The following is a 23,586-nucleotide window of genomic DNA, read 5'->3' as shown; positions in this document are numbered from 1 at the left end:
CGTATCAGTTAGTGAGTTGAAACGTTGGTAGCATAAACGCCTTAATCACTTGAAGCGATTTTGTAGCAAGGCACGTAGTCGGTACCGCCTGGTAGCTTCATTCGATGTTGTTCAACAAAGTCGTTAAGCAGTTGGTCCATCTTAGTCATCAGCTCTTTGTCACCATCAATAATGAATGGGCCGTGTTTTTCTATCTCTAGAATACCCTCAGCTTTGACATTACCCGCAACAATACCTGAGAACGCTTTACGCAGATTTGCTGCAAGGCTTTCTGTTTTCTGGTCCATATGTAGGTCGAGTGCCGCCATCGATTCGTGGGTCGGATCGAACGGCAGTTGGAACTCAGGTTCAATATGCAGTGACCAGTTATAGCTGTAGGCATCGCCGGTCTCTTTACGGTGAGAACGTACGTCTGGCATAGCTTGCTTCATGATTTTCGCGGCGCGAGCCGGGTCATCAATCACGATCTCATAATGTTTTTGTGCTTCTGGACCTAATGTCTCGCCAATAAACTTATCGATCGAGCGGAAGTAAGCTTCGCTCTCTTTTGAGCCCGTTAACACAATCGGCATTGGCTGATCGGCGTTATTCGGGTGCATCATAATACCTAAGATGTACAACAGCTCTTCGGCAGTACCTGGACCACCAGGGAATATGATGATGCCATGTGCCATACGAACAAACGCTTCAAGACGCTTCTCGATGTCTGGCATGATCACAAGCTCATTCACGATAGGGTTTGGTGGCTCAGCCGCAATGATTGATGGTTCAGTCAGACCTAGGTAACGGTGATCGGTGTAACGCTGCTTCGCGTGACCAATTGCCGCCCCCTTCATTGGGCCTTCCATCGCGCCCGGTCCACAACCGGTACAGATGTTGAGTTCTCGCAAGCCTAGTTCATTACCCACTTCACGAGTGTATTGGTATTCGCTGGCATTGATTGAGTGGCCGCCCCAACACACGATAAGGTTCGGCTCGATACCCGGAGTTAATGCTCCAGCATTTCTTAAAATACCAAACACTAGGTTAGTAATATGAGTGGTGTTGGTTAGGTTAAGCCTTTGGTTGTCGGCTAGGTGCATGTTGACGTACACAATGTCACGCAGCACTGAAAATAGGTGTTCTTGAATACCCTTGATGATTTCACCATCAACAAAGGCATGCTCTGGCGGATTGCTCAGTTCGAGCTTAATACCACGCTCACGGCGTACGACTTCTACATCGAACGATTTGTATTTATCGAGCAATTCCTTGGAGTTGTCGGTATGGCTACCCGAGTTAAGTACCGCTAACGTACAGTTACGATACAGTTGGTACAGATCACTAGACGCGGTTTTCTTAAGACGCTCAACCTCAAGTTGAGAGAGTAAATCCATGCTACCGGCAGGGCTGATATGAGTGATCATAGTGCCTCCTTGTTGATAAGAGCAGGGGAGATAGTTAAGTAACCCTCTGACTCGAGAGTGAGAAGCAAACGTTGAAAGTGTTTGGTTAAAGGTGAGAGAGTTAACCAGACGAAACGAATACGACAGCGTTGCTTAATGGATTATATAAACTGCTCAAGAGCGAATATATGGCATTGCTTGCCAAGAATGCTTGTTAAGCGAATGTTAATCATTAGCTTAGCAAACATTGAGGAAATTGGTATGTGATAAGTATTTGAAAAAATGAAATAAATTAAATTTAAGGCCGCTTAGTGCCAAACAAGTTGGTTGCTACCGCGCTGTTTTGCCTTATTTAAAGTTTTATTGAGTCGCTCTAATACTTCTTCTGGTGTATCCGACTCTTTGAACTGAGTACTTGCAGCACATAAGGTTATCGTGATTTGTTGGTCACGGAACTTAAATGGCAAACGGCTCACTTGAGTCTGAATGTTTTGTATCACCTGATGACAATATTCATCGGTTTGCTCTGGGAGCAATAAGACAAACTCTTCACCAGAAAAACGAGCCACAGTATCTGTGGTGCTAGTTTCTTTGGTGATGGTTCGTGAGATGATTTTCAGAGCTTTATCGCCAGCCGTATAACCAAAGCTGTCGTTGATCGATTTGAAATTGTCGATATCAAGCAGCACTACACGTAGTGAGTGTTGTGCACGAATCCAACGGCGGTACTCAAGCTCTAAACGATCAGTAAAAGCGGTACGGTTGTAAACCTTCGTTAGAGGGTCAAGTAGCATACGCTGAGCCTGATCTTCTAGGCGTTTGCGGTAGTCTTGAGTCACTTCATACAGTGAATCGAGCTGAGTTTTTCCGTAGCTCATTCGTTCGATCAGTGCTTGTTCTTTTTGCTCGGCGTGATTCAACCTTTCTGATAGAGAAGCTATTTCACTGAGTAGGGGACTGATCGACTGCTTTAAGCTATCAATATCCTTCGCTTTATCTAAAGAGTTCTGGCTCTTACTCACTAGCTCTGTCAGCTCTGAGTTTAGACCTTGGCGATGCTCGAAATAGCTTTGGCTTTGATCGGTATTTTGGTCTGCCGTTTTGATGCTCGATGCGAGTGACGCGTTGAGTTGATCGATAAACTGTTCAGACTTTTTACGCTCTAGCGTGGTACCTTCAATGACCAGTTTGAGGATCTGAAGTGTCAGCTCAAGCAGGTTTTGTGTGGAAACACCAAGCAATAGCTTTGCGCGAATATCGGTCAGCATGTCACCTGATTCTCCCTCAAAATCGAGTTCAGTAATCAGATGTTGTAATTCGTTTGATAGGTCGGAAAGGAGCTCTTGTTCTGGAGAGTGTGCGGCGTCAGCAAACTGCGAACGTGAGTTGTTCGCCATAATCTTTATGGCACGCTCAAAAATCCCGAGTAGCTTTATCGCATGGTCGACTTTCTGACTGCCATTGCATTCGGAGAAGCTAAGTAAGTTTCGTAGGTCTCGCTTGAGCTGCGCTGGAAGACCAGTTATGCGTTGCAGCGTTTCCCCACTGTGCTTAATGCTATCGTCCAGATATCCGTTCTGTTTATCCATAGCCAACGTTTTCTGCTTTAGCATCCTTTCAAGTACTGCCAGCTTTGGGATTATCGAGCTAATGTCTTTTTGCTTTTCTAGCTCTTCCCTAAGGGCAATGAGGTTTTCATCTAAATGGCTATTGCTGCCAACGCACGCGTCGCTTAACGATGTGACGATACGCTTTAGAACTTTTTGTTCGCGAATAAATTTGAACGAGGTGTCTCTTTGCGTCAAACGAACTTGCTCCAACTGAAATTTCAGCTGGTGGAGTTGCGCCTGAATGTCTTTTTCAAGAATGCCCATAGATGTATTAAATAGCGCCGCGTAGATCGAACTCGATCATTTTGATGAAATTCCGTTACATCGATAATAACAAAACTAAAAATAAGGTCACGAGTTGCAAGTCTTAACCGCTCGCAAATCAGTCATCTTTTAGCATTTTTTTGATGTTGTCCTCATTCTGGTATGAGGATTGTATTTTTATTAGCCCTTGATTAATCGCATGTTTACAGGCTTCTCTTATGTTACCTGTTGCAAGGCTGGCGGCGGGTGCATTGTCGATGGCTTTGAGGTATACCCATTGACTGCTGCGCTCTTTGAGACTTATCTCACGCGCTAGGTTTGTTGACATCAATAGTACATCTAATAGCTCTTGATCGTTTATCGCAGTGTACGCACGTGGCAAGAATGGGTAGTCAGCGATACCCATGCGAACGGTGCGGTTGATATTACGTTCGGTCTCGAACTCATTTACCCAATCTTGAACCTTTCTGAACATGGCTTCAGGCGATGAGTCTCGGTCTGAATTCGGTTCGATGTAGAGTAGGTTGGCATCCGAGAAATGGTAAACGCGAGAAAGGCCTTCCAGTTTCGATTTGAGGTACTCGCCGAACGCATCTTCAAGCTCAAGGCCGGCTTTGTAACCATTCTGGGTGTACATATTGCGTAGGAAAGGTAGATCAATCATCACGAAGCGCAAACGGTCGTTTAGTGGTTCATGAATCAGTTCACCCATCTGCCATTGCTCAAAGGTTTGGCTAGTTTGCTCCAATGAGTTCGACAGTTTGGCGTTTAGCATTCTTAAGTTAGGCAGCTTGGAACGCGAGTGCGTAAAGAGATCGGTGCGCAGTGAATCGACTTCTTTGGCCAAGGTTTGAATGATGTAGCCTCGGCGCAGCACAAAGAAGAACAGTACAATACTGAATAGGAATAGCGCGAAGGCGATCTTCTGGAACTTGCGATGTTCAAGTTTGTATTTCTCTAGCTCTTGCGCTTGACCTGCATAGTGTAAGGTCTGCTCGGCGAACTCTTTCTGTTGGCGGAATGCATCTTCACCAACACGGTTGAGTTTTTGCTGCTCTAAAGAGACCAGGCTGTTGTATTGCTTGAGGTTAGCGAGCGCCTGCTGCGGGCGACCGGCTTGTTCGTAACCCAAAGAGAGCAAGTAGTACGAGCGTTGTGACAAGCGAGAGTTCTCGACTTGGCGTGAGATCTCAAGTGCACGTGTCGCATGCTTGATCACATCTTCACTCTCTTGCAGGTGGTAAGCCAGCCCTGCCGATAGCAGCGCAGCACGGCCTTCCAGTTTTGGTATATCGGTGTACTCGAGCAGTTCAAGAGCACGGGTGAGGTACTGTTCTGCAAGAGGGTAATTATAAAGGCGCAGGTAAGTCGCTGATAAACTTAAGCGAATATCGATGACTTGGTAGATATCTCGGTCAGTACTTTCGTGGTCAAGCACGTTGAAGAAATGCACTAGGGCAAGGTTGTATTTACCTTGGTAGAAGTACACATCACCCATTTTCTTCAGCACTTGAGCTAATACTGGTGAGTTTTCAAAGTTATCATAGAAATCAGCGGCTTGAGATAAGTGCTCTAGTGCTTTGTCTAACACTTGGCGCTCAAAGAACAGCTGTGCTAGTAGACGGTTAACTTTTGCCAAGCGTGCACTCAGGTTGCCTTCGACTGACTTCCAGTAGCCATACAACAATTCAGACAGCGCGTGATTGTACTCTTTATGGTTCAGGTAAAACTCACCGACTGCAATGTGGTAGTCGATGGATACTTTTTCTGAATAACGTTGGTCGAGGTAATTCTTGGCTTCTTGGTAGTACTTCTCCGCTTCATCGATCTTGTTGTCGTATGACGCAATGTCTGCTTTCAACATGATTAAGCGGTAGGTGATGCCTTCCGTTAAACGCAAGGTTTTGCTGACTGATTCTAGATTTGCTTCGATAGTTTCGAGTTCAGCTTTGGCTTTGTCTGACTTTCTGTCATTGAGCCAAACTAAGCGAACTTTTAGGATCTCAAGATCCACCTTTAGATAGTCGAGCTTGTAGGTTTTAGCGAGTTCAGAGGCTTTGTCGATGTGCTTGATCGCAATACGAATATTACCAAGGTTGTACTCTGCTTTCGCTAAGATCTTGTAAGCATCAATACTGCTGTTTGGGGTGCGGATCGAAGAGTCTGTCTCTTCTCGAGAAATCGCCGAAGGGCTTTTCTCGCGCTGATCAGAAAGGACACGCAGCGTCAGGTAGCTGTTGGCCATTTTTTTTGCTTGGCTTGGTTCGATCTCAACCAAGTTATTGGCTTCGTTGAGTAGCGCCGAAGAATAGACCGACGCATTCACCGAGGTGCTCAAGCTTAAAATAAATAGGCTAACAACGTATAACCAACGCATTTCAGTGTCCTTTAAAGATTAGGTAGGTGCCAAATTAAGTGTGTGGTTTGCCGATTATTGGCGAGCCATACGCTTATTGTGGCTTGGTCTATCTTGCTCTGTTGAACGGTATGGGTTGATATCCAGACCACCACGACGCGTGTAACGTGCAAATACAGTTAACTTCGAAGGCGCGCAGTATTTCATGATATCAGTGAAGATACGCTCAACACATTGTTCGTGGAATTCGTTGTGCTCACGGAATGAAACTAAATAGCGCAGCAGGGCTTCACGGTCAATTTGCTTGCCTGAATATGCGATCTCAACGCTGCCCCAGTCTGGTTGATTAGTGATCAAACAGTTCGATTTTAATAGATGGCTGTGCAGTGTCTCTTCCACTTCTTGCTCGCCAGTAGCACCTTCAAGCAGAGACGCTTCGAAGTCGTAGCTAGTGATTTGGATATCTTGGTTATCGATACATTCGCCTTCCATCGTCACGATAGGTTGGTTGGTGTAGTCGGTTACCGAGTTAACATTCACAATCACAGCTTCGCCTGCACATGCCGACAGGTCTTGCGTTAAGCGCTCAGTCACTTGTTCCCAGTTTTCGAATTGAGTCTGGTTGTAGCTGTTCAGATACAGCTTGAAAGATTTTGATTCAATTAAATTAGGGCTAGTTGCTGGGATGAAAACTTCACCCACCGCCACTTGTGGTAGGCCATTTGTGTTCAGCCACGAAAGCTCGTACATGGTCCAAATATCATGACCAACAAAAGGCAACTCGCCGTTTAGCGCGAGATCATCACGATTCAGGCTACGAGGTACTGGTTGCAATAAACTTGCATCGTATTGGTTAGAGTACTCAGTTTTTTGGCCCAGCGTTAAGCCCGCTAGTTCTTTTGCGTCGGAATATTTGCTCATACTTTCGTTTCAAATTCGATTAGAATGGGGTCGATTTTACTGAATCCCCTTTACCCTGTCATTACGTCATCGCTTATTAGACAAGCTTATTTGGCAAGGAAAGGCTCAGATTCTATTTATTATTATGTGTTTAGGAGATTTTCATGACTCAACGTGCTCAAGACGCACTGGTTTCTTTTAGTCAGCGATACGTTGACGCGTGGCAACAGCAACACCAAAGCTTACCTCGTAATGAGGAGTTGGTGGACATCGTATCGCCATGCGTAGAAGAAAAGAGTGGTGACGCTGTGTTATGGAAACACTACCCACGTGAGCAGTTTGCTGATTTTACCAACGTAGAGACAGGCATCGAGCTAACGCTACATGAAGACATCAAAACCTTCTATGGTGCTCAATACAGCGCAGATATGAATGCGACTTTTGACGGCAATGAGCTGACTCTTTTGCAGATTTGGAGTGATGAAGACTTCGAATGCCTGCAAGAAAACATTCTAGGTCACCTAGTGACGCAGCGTCGCTTAAAGCTGAAACCGACGGTTTTCATCGCAGCGACTGATGCAGAGCTGGATGTTATCTCTATTTGTAACTTAACTGGCAACGTGATTTTAGAGCGCTTAGGCACCAAAAATCGTGATGTACTCGCTGAGACATTGGCTGAGTTTTTAGAAAAGTTACAACCTGCGGTATAGATAGATGTACGTACTAGAACTTCAATTTGAGTGTTTTGATAACACAACGGTAAGCGCTGTCGACAAGGCGGTGAATGGCTTAATGGATGCACTGCGTTATAACGGACAAGTGCTAGGCCGTGAGTTTCCTATCGTTATGGGTGACGGCGAGTTTTACGTTCGTGTTGTCTGCCCAGAGCAAGATAGCTTACACCCGCGTAATCACTCAGATTTTGTGAAAGTGTGCTTAGATCGTCTGTCTAATGCGAGCCTGCTGACTCCTAAAATGCGCTTGCTGGGTCGAGATTTGAACTCAGAAGAAGTGGCTGAAGATGAAGCGCCTAGTTGGCAAGTACTGTACACCACTTTTGTGCATACCTGCTCACCGCTACGCAGTGGTGATAGCTTGTTGCCGATCCCACTATACCGTAACCCACCTACCTTCAATGGCGACCATAAAGCCGTGCTGAAATGGCAGACGGAATGGCAAGCTTGTGATGAAGTACAAATGGGTGGTGGTTGTCGAGCTGAACACGCGACCTTGACGGAAATCAGCGATACCAAAAGCGTACTGTTCAAACGCGGTTGGGGCTTGAGAGGACGTATTGAATATCTGACTAAGATTCCTACTTACTACTACTTGTACCGTGTGGGTGGCATTAGTTTGAAAGACGAAAAAGAGCGTAAATGTCCGCAATGTGGTGGCGAATGGCTGCTAGATGCGCCGATCCACGATATTTTCTATTTCAAGTGTGATGATTGCCGTCTGGTATCAAACATCTCTTGGGATCAGCTAAAGTAACGACGATATTTTTAGCGTGGCAGGCTCATAAGTGAGCTTCTAGTGATCGAAAAAGGGGCTGACACAATGTCAGCCCCTTTTGGTATCTATAGGGTAGTGAAGCGAGGCAGATTACCAGCCTTTAACTACGCCACCTTGGAAGATGTCAGAAGCTGCTTTGTACACTTCTTCAGTTTGGTAAGCTTTAACGAAGTTTTGTACGTTCTCAGCGTTTAGGTTCTCTTCACGAGACACAATTAGGTTCACGTATGGAGACTCTTTGTCTTCAACGAATACGCCATCTTTTTGTGGAGTAAGGTTGATAGAGCTCGCGTAAGTTGTGTTGATGATAGACAGTGCTACGTCATCAAGAGAGCGTGGTAGTTGTGCTGCGTCTAGCTCAACAATCGTTAGGTTCTTAGGGTTCTTAACGATGTCACGCACTGTTGCAAGAAGACCTGCGCCTTCACGAAGCTCAAGTAGACCTTGTTGCTCAAGAAGCAGTAGAGAACGACCTAGGTTTGTCGGATCGTTTGGTACAGCGATGCGCGCGCCATCTTGGATTTCGTCTACCGATTTCACTTCTTTAGAGTAACCAGCAATTGGGTAAACAAACGTGTTACCAGCGATTGTCAGTTTGTAACCACGGTCAGCTACTTGCTGATCTAGGTACGGTGCATGTTGGAATGCGTTGATGTCGATAGAACCGTCATCTAGTGCTGCGTTTGGTGTTACGTAATCAGTGAATGTTACTAGTTCGACATCTAGGCCGTACTTCTCTTTCGCTACTTTAGCTGCAACTTCTGCAACCTGAGCTTCAGCACCTGCCATTACGCCCACTTTTACTTTAGAAGTGTCGACTTCTTTATCACCACAACCTGCTAGAACTAGCGCTGAAGCTGCCGCTGCGATAGTTAGTAAACCTTTAAGGCTAAATTTCATAATAATCTCCTTTTAATAAATCTATTTAATTTGGTTCAGACGACTCTGTTGTTAGTTTGTTTGCGTATAAACGCTGAGTTTTATCTGTGGTCAACGCGGCGAACTAATGAATCACCGATCGATTGAATAATTTGTACAAGCACAATCAACATTACTACGGTCACTGCCATGATGGTCACATCGTAACGGTGGAATCCGTAACGAATAGCCACATCGCCTAGGCCGCCACCGCCAACCGTACCTGCCATTGCTGAGTAGCTCACTAGGGTAACGAGTGTGATGGTTACTGAGTTGATAATAGTCGGTAGTGCTTCAGGAAGCAGAACTTTGCTAATGATTTGTGTTGGTGTCGCGCCCATTGATTGCGCTGCTTCTACAAGACCTGTTGGTACTTCAAGCAGTGCACTTTCGATAAGACGAGCAACAAATGGGATTGCGCCAATAGTCAGTGGAACAATTGCCGCTGTTGTACCGATAAAGGTACCAATCAGCATCTTAGTCAGTGGGATAATCGCAACCATCAATACCAAGAAAGGTACTGAACGGCCTACGTTGACTACCGCACCAAGAATTTGGTTAAGCTTAGTGTTTTCTAGCAAACCGCCTTTTTTGGTGGTGTGTAGAATCACGCCTAGGGGAATACCGACAGCAAAGCCAACAATGCCTGCCACAGCAACCATATAAAGTGTTTCGCCAGTTGCTTCTAATAGAAGGTTACCGTTAAGGCTGATCCAGTCAGCAATCTCGTTGAAACTAAAGGACATAACCAAGCACCTCTACTTTTACATTGTTATCGCGTAGGAATTGGATAGCAGCATTATCATCTGCTTCGTTGCCGAACAGTTCAGCTACCATCATGCCGAACTTCACGCCGCCAGCGTAATCAAGATCAGAACTTAGAATGCTGACATCGATATTAAATTTACGAGCGATTTGCGTCATTAGTGGAGCATCAACGGTTGCGCCTGTGAACTCAAGGCGTACCAGAGGGTAACTGCCATCTACTCGAGTTTCTTGCAAGCGTGCTTGGTAATCTTCAGGGATCGTTAGATCTAAGGTTGAACGAATAAATTGATGCGCTAACTCAGTCTTAGGATGCGCAAAGATGTCGCCAACCGTGCCTTTCTCTACCAATTCACCACCACCGATGATCGCCACTTCGTGACAGATGCTCTTAACTACATCCATTTCATGCGTAATAAGCAGGATAGTAATGTGTAGCTTACGGTTGATTTCACGCAGCAGTTCAAGAATCGATTGAGTGGTTGCAGGATCTAGAGCGCTAGTCGCTTCATCACACAGTAGTACTTTCGGGTCTGATGCCAATGCACGAGCAATCGCGACACGCTGCTTTTGACCGCCACTTAGGTTTGCAGGGTAAGTATCACGCTTGTCTGCAAGACCAACCAATTCAAGTAGCTCACTGACTTTCGCTTCGATAACCGCTTTATCTTTACCTGCTAGCTCTAGAGGTAGTGCTACATTGTTAAATACAGTACGAGAAGACAGCAGATTGAAGTGCTGGAAAATCATGCCAATGTTACGGCGTGCTTCGCTAAGTTCTGATTTGCTCAGTTTTGTTAGGTCGATACCGTCAACAATCACTTCACCTGAAGTTGGGGCTTCCAACATATTTACACAGCGGATTAGGGTACTTTTGCCTGCACCTGAAGAGCCGATGACTCCAAAGATTTGACCTTGAGGAATGTGGAGGTTGATATCAATTAAGGCATTGATTTCTTTAGTGCCTTGATAAAAAACCTTATTGACTTGATTCACTTTAATCATAGAGAAACCCGTGCAGGTAGAACAGAATAATATGTCGATAGCTCGCTCGATTTACAGATGATGCTATGGTGTTCCGTGATCTAAGTCAATAGATATTTTTACGTCTAGACGGCTAAACGTCGATTGTGTTGCTGAGATAGAAACAAATCGTTAACGAACGCAAAACTAAATAGATAGTGATGAAGCAAATAAAGCGTGTAATAATTGATGATTAATAGAGAGTTGATAGAGAACAAAATTTTGTCTAAACCTGCTGTTTTTTTAGATCGTGATGGTGTGATTAACGTTGATCACGGCTACGTACATGATGAGCATGATTTTGAATACATCGATGGTGTGTTTGAAGCGGCGAAAGCGTTTAAAGATATGGGGTATTTATTGGTGCTTGTGACGAACCAGTCTGGTATTGCTCGCGGCATGTTTAGTGAAGACCGTTTTCTCTCTTTAACGCAGTGGATGGATTGGAACTTTGTCGATAATGGTGTTGAGTTAGATGGTATTTACTACTGCCCTCACCATGCTGAACACGGCATTGGTGACTATAAGCAAGATTGTGATTGTCGTAAGCCAAAGCCTGGCATGTTCATTTCCGCGCGTGACTTTCTAAAGATTGATATGGCTAACTCTGTAATGATCGGCGATAAAGCTGAAGACATGATGGCTGCAGAAGCGGCAGGTGTTGGCACTAAGGTATTGGTAAGAACCGGTAAACCAATTACCGAAAAGGGTGAAGCCTTGGCAAGTGTTGTCCTTGATAGCATTGCGGATGTGCCTGCTTTCCTAAAAGGCTAAGACATTTCACTACCTTCAACGGTATAAAGATGAGGAACGAAGTATGAAAGCTATGTTGGTAGCATCTCTATGTACGGTAGCATTAATGGGTTGCTCTAAATCAGCAGCGCCTGACAGTGCTACATCGGACAATCAATTCGTGACTTATCAATGTGAGTCTGACGTTTCATTTGAAGTGGCTTACCTTGATAATGAAAAAGCGGTATTACGTTTACCTGAAAATGAATACCGTCTGACTCAAGTAGCGGCTGGTTCTGGAACCAAGTACATCTTAGATGATGGTACTGGAGAGTTAATCAACAGCGTTACTTTACGTACCAAAGGTGATAACGCACGCCTAGAACTTGGTCGTGTGGTGTATCGAAACTGCAGCAAGTAAGCCATCTTTAATCGCAAAAATTTACAAACAGTTAAGTGAGGGAGTATGCCCTCACTGCTTCTTTTCCTTCCTTTGACGTTAGACTTATTATGAGCAAAAAACTCACTATTCTTGATATTGCTAAGCTGTCTGGTGTTGGTAAGTCGACCGTATCTCGCGTTCTGACCAATGATCCTAAAGTGAAACCTGAAACCCGTGAAAGGGTAGAAAGAGTAATTCAAGAATCTGGGTATACGCCTTCAAAGTCTGCGCAGTCGATGCGTGGTGGCAGCCAAAAAGTGATTGGCGTGATCATCTCTCGTTTGGATTCTCCTTCTGAAAACAAAGCCGTCAGCACCATGCTGTCTGAGTTGTACCAAGCGGGCTACGATGTCGTGATCATGGAAAGCCAGCTCGACAGAGAAAAAGCCAACGAGCACCTGCAGGTTCTAAAGCGCCGTAACGTTGATGGAATCATTGTGTTTGGTTTTACGGATTGCGATATTCCTGCGATCGAAGCGTGGGGACACAAAGCAGTGGTCATTGCGCTGGACACAGAGAACGTAACCTCGATTAACTATGACAACCAGCAGGTGATCAATCGGGCGTTGGCGTATTTAACGGATCAGGGGATCTCTGATATCGGTTTTGTTGGAGTGGATCCTAGTGATAAATCAACCGGTGAACTTCGTCTAAAGGCTTACCTCGATTGGTGCGAGCGCAGTGGAGTGATAGCGAACTATCGTACTGGTCAACTTCATCATGAAAGCGCTTATCAGTTAGTGGATGAGGTACTCACTCCAACGACTCAAGCGATTGTCTGTGCCAGTGATACTCTTGCTCTTGGGGTCATCAAGCGTTTACAAGAACGACAACGTGAAGATGTGGTGGTGACTGGCGTCGGTGGTAATGATCTTCTTTCTTTCCTATTCCCTCGGGTCTTTAGTATTGATCCGGGCTACCAATCAGCGGGTAAACTAGCCGCTAATCTATTGATCTCTCAACTTTTAGGTAACACAGAGATCTCTCATCACACCCAATCACCGATTCAATAATCCTCTCAACTAAGCGAAACTGAACCGCTTAGATTAAAATTAGACTGTGATCTCTTTCAATTAATGGGACTGTTCCCATTTTAATTTTTCATTCAGCTAGGCATTATAATAACCAGTTTTGGGAATGTTCCCACAAATCTAAATCTGAGTGGTTATTACTCAATGATTTAGATGAGTCATTGAATAAAACCAGGGTGAGGTAGTATGAGTAAGATAGCGAAGCAAGACATTGCGCGTCTTATCGAGTTAGTTGGTGGTAAAGAGAACATTGCGAGTGTCAGCCACTGTCTGACTCGACTACGTTTCGTATTGAATGAGACAGCTCAGGCAAATAAAGCAGAACTCGAAAAGCTCAAGCTAGTAAAAGGCTGCTTTACTAACGCAGGCCAATTTCAAGTGGTGATTGGCACCGAAGTTGACGAAGTGTATGCACTGTTGATTGAGCAAACGGGCAAAGAGGCCTCATCAAAGGATGAAGCGAAATTGGCAGCTCGTCAGAACATGAACTTCCTTGAGCGTGGTATCTCCCATTTAGCTGAAATTTTTGTGCCACTGCTGCCTGCCATTATTACTGGTGGTTTGATTCTTGGTTTCCGTAATGTGATTGGCGACATTCGCATGTTCGACGGCAAAACCTTAGTTGAAATCAGCCAATTCTGGGCAACTGTTCACTCTTTCTTATGGCTGATTGGCGAAGCGATTTTCTTCTTCCTACCGGTTGGTGTGTGTTGGGCGACGGTTAAGAAGCTCGGCGGAACCCCTATTTTGGGTATCACGCTCGGTGTGACCTTAGTGTCGCCGCAGCTGATGAATGCTTACATGATAGGTAAAGCCGTTCCTGAAGTGTGGGACTTTGGCTTTTTCGTGATTGAGAAAGTTGGCTATCAAGCACAGGTGATCCCTGCGATGCTCGCGGGTGTGGCATTAGCCTTCATTGAAACCAATCTTAAGCGCATCGTGCCTGCTTACTTGTACCTTGTGGTTGTGCCATTTGTATCGATCATTTTGTCTGTGATTCTGGCTCACGCCTTTATTGGTCCATTCGGCCGTATGCTAGGTGATGGCGTCGCATTCGCAGCGAAAGCGGCCATGACCGGTGACTTCGCGATTCTGGGTTCAGTGGTATTTGGCTTCCTTTACGCACCTTTGGTTATCACGGGTATTCATCATACGACTAACGCAGTCGATTTGCAGTTGATGCAAGACTTAGGCGGCACACCAATTTGGCCTCTGATTGCTCTATCTAACATTGCACAAGCTTCAGCGGTTGTTGGCATCATTATCTTGAGTAAACGCGAAGGTGAACGAGACATCTCGGTTCCAGCTGCAATCTCTGCCTACTTAGGTGTGACAGAGCCAGCGATGTACGGCATCAACCTTAAATACAAATTCCCAATGTTGAGCGCAATGATAGGTAGTGCCGCAGCGGCTGCTATTTGTGGTAGCGCAGGTGTGATGGCGAACGGCATCGGTGTAGGTGGCTTGCCAGGTATCTTGTCGATTCAACCGCAATATTGGTCTGTTTATTTAGTGGCGATGTTGGTAGCGATTGTATTGCCAGTGACCTTAACGCTGTTCTTCTACAAGCGTGCACAGTCAAAAGGTGATCTCGAAACAGCAAACGCGTAGCGCATCTTATAAGCGGTGACTCAATCCAGTCATCGCTTTTTTCCTTAGGTACGACTTCTATCGACCATGTGAACATGGTGATTGTTATTTATTATTTTTTGGTAAGTGAGTATTAGAGATGGCGATGACTGAACATGATGAAAGCTGGTGGAAAACCGCAACCATCTATCAAATCTACCCAAAGAGCTTTTGTGACAGCGGCAGTAAAGGTACTGGTGATATCAAAGGGATCATTTCGAAACTGGATTACCTCAAACACTTAAGTGTTGATGCGATTTGGTTAACGCCAGTATACGCATCACCAATGATCGATAATGGCTACGACATTTCAGATTACTACGCGATTAACCCTCAATTTGGCACCATGGAAGATTTCGACCTGTTGCTGGCTGAAGCGCATCAGCGTGGTATTCGTATCGTGATGGATATTGTGGTTAACCATACCTCCACTGAGCATGCATGGTTCCAATCCGCATTGGGTGATAAAAACAGCCCTTATCGTGATTACTACATTTGGAAAGATCCTGTAAACGGCGAAGCGCCAACTAACTGGCAATCCAAGTTTGGCGGTAATGCATGGGCGTTAGACGAAGCGACTGGTCAATATTACCTTCACCTGTTTGCCAAGGAGCAGGCCGACCTGAACTGGGAGAATCCGGTCGTACGTGAAGAAGTTAAAGACGTTATTAGCTTCTGGGCTGAGAAGGGCGTCGATGGCTTCCGCTTGGACGTGATTAACCTGATTTCAAAGCAGCAAGATTTCCCTAATGATGATATCGGTGATGGTCGCCGTTTTTACACAGACGGCCCACGTGTGCATGAATATCTAAAAGAGATCAGCGAAGCGGTATTCCAGAAGTATGGCAGCGTGACAGTAGGCGAGATGTCCTCAACTACATTAGAGCACTGTCAGCAGTATTCGAACATTGATAACAGCGAGCTATCGATGGTGTTTAACTTCCACCATCTTAAAGTGGATTACACCAATGGTGAGAAGTGGACCAATGCACCATTTGATTTCTTGCAACTCAAATCGATCTTCAACCATTGGCAAACGGGCTTAAACGGAAAAGGTTGGGGCGCGCTGTTTTGGTGTAACCATGACCAACCGCGAGTGGTGAGCCGTTTAGGTGATGATAAGAACTACCGTGTTGAGTCGGCTAAAATGCTGGCTGCGTCTGTCCACATGATGCAAGGCACACCTTATATCTATCAAGGTGAAGAGATTGGTATGACGAATCCTGGTTATACCGAGATCAGCCAGTATCGCGATGTAGAGAGCACTAACATGTACGACATTATGGTCAATCACGATGGTGTGAAGCATCAAGATATGATGGCGATTCTAGCGCAGAAATCTCGTGATAACTCTCGTACACCGATGCAATGGAGTAACGAAGCATATGCGGGCTTTTCAAAATCTCAGCCATGGCTGGATGTTGCGAACAACTACCCTGAGATCAATGCAGAGCAAGCACTGGAAGACAGAGATTCAGTTTTCTATTTTTACAAGAGTTTGATTGAACTTCGTAAAGAAGTGCCTGTGATTACTCATGGTAGTTATCAAGATTTGCTACCTGAGCATCCGTCAGTGTTTGCGTATTCTCGCGAGAGCGAAGGGCAGGCTTTACTGTGCATTAATAACTATTATGGTGAAGAGACGGAATGTGCTTTACCTGAGCGTTTTGATATGACGAATGCCAAGTGTTTGCTTTCTAACTATCAAGAGACTGGCAATTCGGTAACATCGTATCATCAAGTATTGCGCCCTTACGAGACTCGTATTTTGTTGATTGAGGGCTAGGTAGTCAGGTCACTTTATTAAGGTCTATCTAAACACAAAATAAAGCTCATGACCTTTAGTACTCCGTTGGTCATAAGCTTACCAACAAGGTTTTGGATTGCTCCCCCAAAGCCTTTTTAGATTAGTGCGTGGCAGTTAGTACAACTACGTCTTTTCGATTGCAGTCAGTTTGGCAGCTGATTTCTCGATGGTGGATTGCTCCACTGACATCAATTCAATCTGTTCAATCAGACCAATCGTTGGATTGAACCAGCGCTCAGACGATGTGCTAAACTCCGCTGAATCCATACCGACACAGCCAATGTAGTACGTGTTTTTCTCCGTAAGATTCGCAGCTTCGATCGATTTACCCGAAACCGTGAAGCTTCTACGTACACCAGTTTCATTAATTTCTTGTCGCCAATTGATTTGGCATGAGGCGTTATATTCTAAGTTTTTAACCCACTGGTGATCCTCAAAATCACTCAACATATTCGCGACGGCTCCTCCATCAAGCGTGATTTGCATTGCGATAGTTTCTTCACTGATATCAATGATTGGGTTGCTCTCTTTTATGTCAGTTCCTTTCAAACGAAATATGGGGCTGCTGTACATCATTCTTGTGATGTATTGGCTGCCAATAAAGTAAGCGTTGGTGATTTCATGTAACCCGCGGTCAGGACCTGCAAAATAAATGCTGCCGCCTTCTTTTGTGCCTTCGGAATTCGTCATGATGCCTTCAGAGACATAAAACTCGGTGATGCCGTAATTCACCAGATCGTTGATAATTTGAATTTCCGCTTCATTGCCAGACTCTTTTTCTAAAGCTGTAATGATGATCTCACCACTTAACGGCGTGAAGTTCATCGTCATCGAGCCTTCAGTATCACCATCTTTGGTAAATGCGTACTTCAATACTGTACTTGCTTTAGGCGCGAATTGAGAATCGTTGATTGGGTAATCGACTTGGTTGCTTGTGCCTTTATTGCCGTTGGTTAAACCAGAGGAAGAGCTGCCTCCACAGCCATAAAGAGCAAAAAGAGAAGTCGTAATCAGCACCATGGTTTTTTTCATGTGAAGCATTCCTAATAATGTTGTTGACCGTGAGCGGTCGGATATTTTTAGGAATGCTATTGATACGAGGGGTTATAGGGCAAAAAACGAAGACACATGAAATATTAATTTATATTTAAGTTTTTGTTAGTAATAGTTTTATATTTTTATTCCGATAGTTGATGCCCGACAGCGGTACAGTAATTTAGCATTAGATTCTCCCACTGCTTGATGATCAGCGGTTCTTTGACACTGAGTTTTAGATTTTTCCAAGGCTGAAGACAGGTCGATTTTGACTCTGGCTTGGACAAGCGAGCAAACAGTTCTTCCGATGGAACGACTCGTAGTAAGGCAACCAAAGACTCCATATAGTTGAGGCGAAACTTATCCATATCTCCTTGCTTATAAGCGATGTGAGATACCACCATATAAACCAGAGCATTTTCGATAGTCGAGTTCCCTGCGGTGTTGGTTAAGAATTCCTTCGAAGTTTGCAGATCTCTCAACTTGAAATGAATAATTCCCAGCCACAGTTTAAGTTCGTCTGGAATCAGCTTAAAGCGGGTTTGCACTAGGCTAGTAAATCGAATCAGTCGCTGGTGGTCGGTTTCAAATAGCGCTAGCTGTCGAGCGATCAGCGTTGATGTCATCACGTTGAGTGGCTCGCTATCAAGATCGATAGTCGTGTCATTCAATAGAGCACTTAATGTGTGATTATCGACAGACCATTCTGGAGAGAGAGGAGCAGGCAGAGCAAAGTAGCTCGCAAGCTCTTGGTTAATCTCCATCAAGCTCTCGCTGAGGTTGTCTATCTCAATAGAATAAACGCCACGAAAGGCAAGCTTACCTGAGCTCGGGTAGATAAGGCTGACCTTGGCTGCGAGTCGTTTGTCTACCTCTTGGTCCTTCAGCTGGATATTAAGCAGATAGTCACTGGTACGCATGTTCTTTGCACCAGGGAAGAAAGGAGAGCTATCTATTGGGTCTAAGAAGTAACTCGGGGCATCTTGGTTGGCTAAATCGGTATAGGCGTACTCAATTTGTTGTTGAAGCAACAGAGCTTTAACCATCTTGCGATAATGTCTTGCGTTGTCACCGACCGCATTGATGCGATTGAGTAGCAGCTCAACCTTAGGAATTAACCTCTGTTCTCGTTCAACCTCAGAGGCATGATTCGACGATTGCCAAAACATATAGCCCAAGCTTGCTGTTGTGATCAGTAACACCAAAGTCGTTAATAGAAGAACAGAGGTCACTAGCGTCGGAGTTTTTCGCGCTTTAGGTTGTTCTGTTTCTAAAACTGTTTCTGTTGTTTCAGGTGCTGTGTTAGATAAGCTGACCGAACTAGGGCTTAGGAAATAGCCTTTACGCGGATAAGTGACCAAAATCTTGGTAGCGTCACTCTCTGGCAAGTGCTTTTGTAGTACCGAGCGAAGTGTGCTGATTCGATTGGTGAGTACGTTTTTGGAGATGAAATTACTTTGCCAAACCGTTGCGATGATTTGCTTTGCCGCTAATGGTTCTCCGACGCTCGTGAGAAAGAGCTCAAGTAACTCGATAGAACGAGGTTCTAAATCGATGACCTGCTCGTTGCAACTCAAGACACGTGTCGCTGGGTTGAATTCTAAACCTTCAATGAAGATCGAGGTTTGAGTGTCTTTGGCGTTGGCGAGGTAATCTTGCATAACGAAAGAGGGGTAGCTTGTAAAAGCTAAATACTAGCTGTTTTCGTTATGAAAAACAGCTAGTAATTCATTGATTGGATAGCTGGTATTAAGACGCGTAGTTCACAGAATAGCGCGTTGGCTTGTGATTCATCGCTAGCACGATATTCAATACCGCTGTACCTAGCACTGACACTGCAATCACCCAAGGCGATACAAAGAAGAACGAGGCAAACAGAATACATGCGTCGATCGCCATTTGAGTTTTACCCACTGAGATGCCGTAGCGATCTTGGATAAACAGACACAAGACGTTGAAGCCACCCAGGCTAGAACGATGGCGGAACAGAATCAGCATACCCAAGCCCATCAATAAACCACCGGCAACGGCACAGTAGATCTCGTTATGAACTTCGAGCGAAATAACCAAGTATAAATGATCGGCAAACACAGACACTAAAGCGCCGGAAATCGCACTGCTGATCGCAAAGCTGCGACCAAAACGTTTCCACGCCAATAGATAGAATGGACAGTTAGCGGCAAAGTATAAAATACCAAAGGTTACAGGCAAAAATTGACTCAACAGTAGAGCCAGACCAGTAGTGCCTCCGGTAAGCAGATTCGCAGACTGTAAAAAGAAGACGCCTAACGCTACTAAAAACGTGCCCGTCAGCACTGCAATCCAATCTTCTTTACGTGAGTGTTTTTCCATCGTTTTAATAATTACCTAATCAATAAAGGCGTGCATAGTAGTTAAAAACTTAAGCTTTCGGTAGCTAGAGGGGCAAAATTAAGGTAAACCTATGTAATCTGCGTTTTACAGGGTGTAAATCGTAAAATTGACAGTAAGGGGCATCTTTGGTTGGATAAGCCCGATAACCATGATGAATCTTATTTGTGATTATGAAAAAACTGCATGATAAAATTGCAATTAGCTCTTTATGACCTAGATCAAATTATGTAGAATGCGTCACATCAAAACGGTGACGGAAACGTTTGCTTTCGGTCGTTGTGTGGTTTTTTTGAAACTTTCAGTACAATCTGAGTCAGGAGATACAGATGCTTAAGCGTGACATGAACATTGCTGATTACGATGCGGATCTATTCGCAGCTATCCAAGAAGAAACTCTTCGTCAGGAAGAGCATATCGAACTTATCGCTTCAGAAAACTACACAAGTCCACGTGTAATGGAAGCTCAAGGTTCTCAGCTAACAAACAAATACGCTGAAGGCTACCCAGGCAAGCGTTACTACGGCGGTTGTGAGTACGTAGACAAAGTTGAAACTCTAGCAATTGAACGTGCATGTGAGCTGTTTGGTGCTGAGTACGCAAACGTACAGCCTCACTCAGGTTCTCAAGCAAACAACGCTGTATACATGGCGCTACTGAATGCAGGCGACACAGTTCTAGGCATGAGCCTAGCGCACGGTGGCCACCTAACTCACGGTTCTCCAGTAAACTTCTCTGGTAAGCTTTACAACATCATCCCTTACGGTATCGACGAAGCAGGTCAAATCGATTACGAAGAGATGGAAAAGCTGGCTATCGAGAACAAGCCTAAGATGATCATCGGTGGTTTCTCTGCTTACTCTCAAATCTGTGATTGGAAGCGCATGCGTGAAATCGCGGACAAAGTAGGTGCTTACCTATTCGTAGATATGGCTCACGTAGCTGGCCTAATCGCGGCAGGTGTTTACCCGAACCCAGTTCCACACGCGCACGTTGTTACAACAACAACGCACAAAACGCTAGCTGGCCCACGTGGCGGTCTAATCCTTTCTAACGAAGGCGAAGATCTTTACAAGAAGCTGAACTCAGCAGTATTCCCTGGCGGCCAAGGTGGTCCTCTAATGCACGTTATCGCTGGTAAAGCAGTAGCGTTCAAAGAAGCACTTGAGCCAGAATTCAAAGAGTACCAAGCACGCGTAGTTGCTAACGCAAAAGCAATGGTTGCTGAATTCCTTGAGCGTGGTTACAACATCGTTTCAGGTTCTACAGAGAACCACCTGTTCCTAGTTGACCTAATCAACAAAGACATCACAGGTAAAGAAGCAGATGCAGCACTAGGTGCAGCAAACATCACAGTAAACAAGAACTCAGTACCAAACGACCCACGCAGCCCGTTTGTAACGTCAGGTATCCGTATCGGTTCTCCTTCTATCACTCGTCGCGGTTTCTCAGAAGCAGACGCGAAAGAGCTAGCAGGTTGGATCTGTGACATCCTAGATAACATGGGTGATGAGTCTGTTATCGAAGCGACAAAAGCAAAAGTTTTAGAAATCTGTAAGCGTCTACCGGTTTACGCTTAATTTTTCTGGCTCAAATAGCTTAATTTCTGTGTCAAAGGTGCTCATTTACACTCGTAAACTCCGCGCCTTTTCCTTGAACTAAAGCTATTTGATTGAAAAATACGATTTGAAAGGCTCCTGTAGGGAGCCTTTTTTATTGGTATAGAAATGCTTAGAGCGTGAACGAATTTCTGTGTCGCACATACTGATTTGCTAGCGCAAACTCCGTGTGAGCTCCTTGAACTTCGCTCATCTACTTTGAAAAATGATGATACTAGAGGCTCCTTTAATAGGGGCCTTTTTTGTATCTGGTGGTTTTGAGAGCAGAGAAAGGCAGGCACTAAAAAGGGCTAATGCTTTCACATTAACCCTTTGTATTTTTTTGTGTTGGTTCTACTTTTTGATGCTAAGTAGGGTGCCTGATTTACACTTGAACGAGTAGTAATTACGGCTTTCGTTAAATTTACCTAGGCCTTCGCCATCACAGTAATCGATGTTGATTTCGCGCATCACTTCTAGTGTATCTTCGCTGTTTAAAGCGAATTTAGAGCCATCAGAACAGACGATACGTACTCTCTCATCATGGCTTACAGAGTAAATATCGACTTCGGTATTACACAGCTCAAAAGAGGCTTCACGAAAATTGTCTTGCTGAGTATTTGAAGCGCAACCCGCTGTAAGAGCTGCAGTAAACACTGTTAAAAGTCCGAGTCTTTTCATTGTTAATCCTTCGCGATCATCAAGTTGGTTGATGATTTATTATTTGCTATTTGAGGTAGACTATACAACTACACGCTACGATTCAAGGCGCGTTCTTAGAGTCTAAGATATAAAAAGAGAGTAAGGAGGAGATAATTTATATTCTGAAGGCTGTGTTGGTTGAAACTTACATCTATAAAAAAGACCAACATCGGGTTGGCCTTTATCTATCAATCTGAATTTACATCATTATCTAAACTGTTTTGCTTCTGGCAGATATTCAAAACCCGCTGAGGCAAGTTTAGCGATTAATGCTGCTTTGTCGATTTCGTAGAAGTTCACTACTCGGTCTAAATCTCCGCCGAAGTCGTCACGTAGCTTCATGTTGACGATGCTCATCAACATAACAGGATCCATCTTTTCAAAATTAGCGAGGTTCATATTAGTCCTCGAAATCTGAGATGAGTAGGTTAGCAGCTGCAAATGCCGCGCGTTCGCGAGCTTCTTTAGGAAGAGATTCATCTGCTGCAAGGTCGTTTAATGTTTTTACTGCGCAGGTGATTGCTTGAGGAATGTAGCCTTGGTCGCCACTACCAATTTGAGAGTACAGTTCACGTACCAAATCACAACAATCGTATACTTTCATTTTTATACCTAACCAAATGATAACTGATCTCAATATACACATAGAGATAAGCAAAAACAAAGCGGATCTGACGAAGATCAGAGTTAGTTTGTCCTTGCTCAATATCTCACTTTATTAGGTGACCAGTTAACCAATGACTGGTCGACTAGCCCGCGACTTGCTGTTCCAGCTGGTATTTCACTTCATCTGCAAGGTTGAGTTGCTTGGCGAGCTCTTTGAGATAAGCCTTTTCCATGAAGTTCTGCTCGTCGGCCACAATCAAAGAAGCCAAGTAGATTTCACTGGCTTGTTGCGGAGAACTCGCGAGTTGAGCGATTTCGCTTGGGTCGAGCGGTTTGTGCAGCTCTTCAGACACTAACTTAGTCAGCTGATAATCCGCGCCCATGTTTTCGACGGCTTGCTCAATTTTAGCCATCTCTTGCTCATCGACATGACCGTCCGCTTTAGAAGCCGCAATCATAGAGCGTAGAATAAGTAGGTTATGACAAGCATCTTGCTCATTGAAAGTGGCTTGCGGAGATGAATCTGGTGTGCCTTGTTTGGCTTGGTAATCGTTATATACCTTGTATGCCAATGCACCAAGCGCAGCTGCTCCACCAATACCTACGGCCTTCTTGCCAATCTTCTTGGTTTTCTTTGAGCCCATGAGAGCTCCTAGCAACCCGCCACCAACGGCTCCTGCACCTAATGCACCAAGTGTACTTTTGCTGCTGCCTTTACTGCCTTGTGCAAGACCGCTTAGGCCAGATGAGCTTTGTGAGAGTTTCTGAGTGCCTTGTTTAACAAAATCTGACTTAAGTGCTTGGTTAAGTAAGCTTTTAAGATCCATCGATACCTCCAATGGTAAACGCGTCTAATGAGTTGATGAATCCAATATACGTATTTAAAGATGAACCGGGGATT

22 protein-coding genes are annotated in these 23,586 nt (G+C 44.7%); 8 read left to right on the top strand and 14 right to left on the bottom strand.

The window, feature by feature from the left end:
* Positions 1 to 41 precede the first annotated feature (41 nt).
* The 4 genes from ppnN to queF form a co-directional block, all read right to left on the bottom strand.
* Complete coding sequence (gene ppnN / locus BTO10_RS18510; RefSeq protein WP_105025451.1) at positions 42 to 1,406, bottom strand: nucleotide 5'-monophosphate nucleosidase PpnN; 1,365 nt, start codon at positions 1,404 to 1,406, stop codon at positions 42 to 44.
* 287 nt (positions 1,407 to 1,693) lie between these two features.
* Positions 1,694 to 3,259: a sensor domain-containing diguanylate cyclase gene (locus BTO10_RS18505; protein WP_105025450.1), complete on the bottom strand. Its 1,566-nt coding sequence runs from the start codon at positions 3,257 to 3,259 to the stop codon at positions 1,694 to 1,696.
* 118 nt (positions 3,260 to 3,377) lie between these two features.
* Positions 3,378 to 5,636 carry a tetratricopeptide repeat protein gene (locus tag BTO10_RS18500; protein WP_105025449.1) on the bottom strand — a complete coding sequence of 753 codons (2,259 nt, stop codon included), beginning with the start codon at positions 5,634 to 5,636 and terminating at the stop codon, positions 3,378 to 3,380.
* A 54-nt stretch (positions 5,637 to 5,690) separates the two neighbouring features.
* On the bottom strand, positions 5,691 to 6,536 hold the full coding sequence (gene queF / locus BTO10_RS18495) for an NADPH-dependent 7-cyano-7-deazaguanine reductase QueF (RefSeq protein WP_105025448.1): 846 nt from the start codon (positions 6,534 to 6,536) through the stop codon (positions 5,691 to 5,693).
* Between the two features lie 143 nt (positions 6,537 to 6,679).
* On the opposite strand from queF, the gene syd reads away from it, so the two are divergent.
* Both syd and BTO10_RS18485 read left to right on the top strand, forming a co-directional pair.
* Complete coding sequence (gene syd / locus BTO10_RS18490; RefSeq protein ID WP_004738534.1) at positions 6,680 to 7,225, top strand: SecY-interacting protein; 546 nt, start codon at positions 6,680 to 6,682, stop codon at positions 7,223 to 7,225.
* Positions 7,226 to 7,229: 4 nt separating this feature from the next.
* Positions 7,230 to 8,006, top strand: coding sequence for a Zn-ribbon-containing protein (locus BTO10_RS18485; protein ID WP_004738535.1), 777 nt, complete (start codon positions 7,230 to 7,232; stop codon positions 8,004 to 8,006).
* A gap of 111 nt (positions 8,007 to 8,117) precedes the next feature.
* Here BTO10_RS18485 and BTO10_RS18480 read toward each other — a convergent pair whose 3' ends face one another.
* The 3 genes from BTO10_RS18480 to metN all read right to left on the bottom strand — a co-directional run bounded on the left by BTO10_RS18480 (position 8,118) and on the right by metN (position 10,715).
* Positions 8,118 to 8,927, bottom strand: coding sequence for a MetQ/NlpA family lipoprotein (locus BTO10_RS18480; RefSeq protein WP_105025447.1), 810 nt, complete (start codon positions 8,925 to 8,927; stop codon positions 8,118 to 8,120).
* An 80-nt stretch (positions 8,928 to 9,007) separates the two neighbouring features.
* Positions 9,008 to 9,691, bottom strand: coding sequence for a methionine ABC transporter permease (locus BTO10_RS18475; RefSeq protein ID WP_008222912.1), 684 nt, complete (start codon positions 9,689 to 9,691; stop codon positions 9,008 to 9,010).
* Positions 9,681 to 10,715 (bottom strand): methionine ABC transporter ATP-binding protein MetN, encoded by a 1,035-nt coding sequence (metN, locus tag BTO10_RS18470; protein ID WP_008222913.1) that lies wholly within the window; start codon positions 10,713 to 10,715, stop codon positions 9,681 to 9,683. Before metN ends, BTO10_RS18475 begins: the two co-directional genes overlap by 11 nt.
* Positions 10,716 to 10,955: 240 nt before the next feature.
* Here metN and gmhB point away from each other — a divergent pair, with 240 nt between their 5' ends.
* The 5 genes from gmhB to treC all read left to right on the top strand — a co-directional run bounded on the left by gmhB (position 10,956) and on the right by treC (position 16,353).
* On the top strand, positions 10,956 to 11,507 hold the full coding sequence (gene gmhB, locus BTO10_RS18465) for a D-glycero-beta-D-manno-heptose 1,7-bisphosphate 7-phosphatase (protein WP_004738542.1): 552 nt from the start codon (positions 10,956 to 10,958) through the stop codon (positions 11,505 to 11,507).
* A 43-nt stretch (positions 11,508 to 11,550) separates the two neighbouring features.
* Entirely contained in the window at positions 11,551 to 11,886 is a 336-nt protein-coding gene (locus BTO10_RS18460) for an MliC family protein (RefSeq protein WP_004738543.1), read from the top strand.
* 89 nt (positions 11,887 to 11,975) lie between these two features.
* A complete protein-coding gene (gene treR, locus BTO10_RS18455; RefSeq protein WP_105025446.1) occupies positions 11,976 to 12,920 on the top strand; it encodes a trehalose operon repressor TreR in 945 nt (314 codons plus the stop codon).
* Positions 12,921 to 13,124: 204 nt separating this feature from the next.
* Positions 13,125 to 14,549 (top strand): PTS trehalose transporter subunit IIBC, encoded by a 1,425-nt coding sequence (gene treB, locus BTO10_RS18450; protein ID WP_105025445.1) that lies wholly within the window; start codon positions 13,125 to 13,127, stop codon positions 14,547 to 14,549.
* A gap of 118 nt (positions 14,550 to 14,667) precedes the next feature.
* The gene (gene treC, locus BTO10_RS18445; protein ID WP_105025444.1) at positions 14,668 to 16,353 is read left to right on the top strand and encodes an alpha,alpha-phosphotrehalase; all 1,686 of its coding nucleotides are present in this window, start codon (positions 14,668 to 14,670) and stop codon (positions 16,351 to 16,353) included.
* 144 nt (positions 16,354 to 16,497) lie between these two features.
* On the opposite strand, the gene BTO10_RS18440 is transcribed toward treC, so the two are convergent.
* The 3 genes from BTO10_RS18440 to BTO10_RS18430 all read right to left on the bottom strand — a co-directional run bounded on the left by BTO10_RS18440 (position 16,498) and on the right by BTO10_RS18430 (position 19,761).
* The gene (locus tag BTO10_RS18440) at positions 16,498 to 17,406 is read right to left on the bottom strand and encodes a hypothetical protein (protein WP_105025443.1); all 909 of its coding nucleotides are present in this window, start codon (positions 17,404 to 17,406) and stop codon (positions 16,498 to 16,500) included.
* Between the two features lie 146 nt (positions 17,407 to 17,552).
* The gene (locus BTO10_RS18435; RefSeq protein ID WP_105025442.1) at positions 17,553 to 19,070 is read right to left on the bottom strand and encodes a winged helix-turn-helix domain-containing protein; all 1,518 of its coding nucleotides are present in this window, start codon (positions 19,068 to 19,070) and stop codon (positions 17,553 to 17,555) included.
* 88 nt (positions 19,071 to 19,158) lie between these two features.
* A complete protein-coding gene (locus tag BTO10_RS18430) occupies positions 19,159 to 19,761 on the bottom strand; it encodes a YitT family protein (protein ID WP_063524544.1) in 603 nt (200 codons plus the stop codon).
* A gap of 347 nt (positions 19,762 to 20,108) precedes the next feature.
* On the opposite strand from BTO10_RS18430, the gene glyA reads away from it, so the two are divergent.
* Positions 20,109 to 21,359: a serine hydroxymethyltransferase gene (glyA, locus tag BTO10_RS18425; RefSeq protein WP_004738553.1), complete on the top strand. Its 1,251-nt coding sequence runs from the start codon at positions 20,109 to 20,111 to the stop codon at positions 21,357 to 21,359.
* A gap of 372 nt (positions 21,360 to 21,731) precedes the next feature.
* Here the strand turns inward: glyA and BTO10_RS18420 are convergent, their stop codons facing one another.
* The 4 genes from BTO10_RS18420 to BTO10_RS18405 form a co-directional block, all read right to left on the bottom strand.
* Complete coding sequence (locus tag BTO10_RS18420) at positions 21,732 to 22,058, bottom strand: hypothetical protein (protein ID WP_004738554.1); 327 nt, start codon at positions 22,056 to 22,058, stop codon at positions 21,732 to 21,734.
* 228 nt (positions 22,059 to 22,286) lie between these two features.
* On the bottom strand, positions 22,287 to 22,478 hold the full coding sequence (locus BTO10_RS18415) for a DUF4250 domain-containing protein (RefSeq protein WP_004738555.1): 192 nt from the start codon (positions 22,476 to 22,478) through the stop codon (positions 22,287 to 22,289).
* A 1-nt stretch (position 22,479) separates the two neighbouring features.
* The gene (locus BTO10_RS18410) at positions 22,480 to 22,683 is read right to left on the bottom strand and encodes a YaeP family protein (protein WP_004738556.1); all 204 of its coding nucleotides are present in this window, start codon (positions 22,681 to 22,683) and stop codon (positions 22,480 to 22,482) included.
* A gap of 145 nt (positions 22,684 to 22,828) precedes the next feature.
* The gene (locus BTO10_RS18405; protein WP_105025441.1) at positions 22,829 to 23,512 is read right to left on the bottom strand and encodes a tellurite resistance TerB family protein; all 684 of its coding nucleotides are present in this window, start codon (positions 23,510 to 23,512) and stop codon (positions 22,829 to 22,831) included.
* Positions 23,513 to 23,586: the final 74 nt, after the last annotated feature.

The organism is Vibrio chagasii (assembly GCF_002954585.1).
Classification (GTDB): Bacteria; Pseudomonadota; Gammaproteobacteria; order Enterobacterales; family Vibrionaceae; genus Vibrio; species Vibrio chagasii_A.
This window is presented reverse-complemented; position numbering and strand designations above follow the sequence as displayed.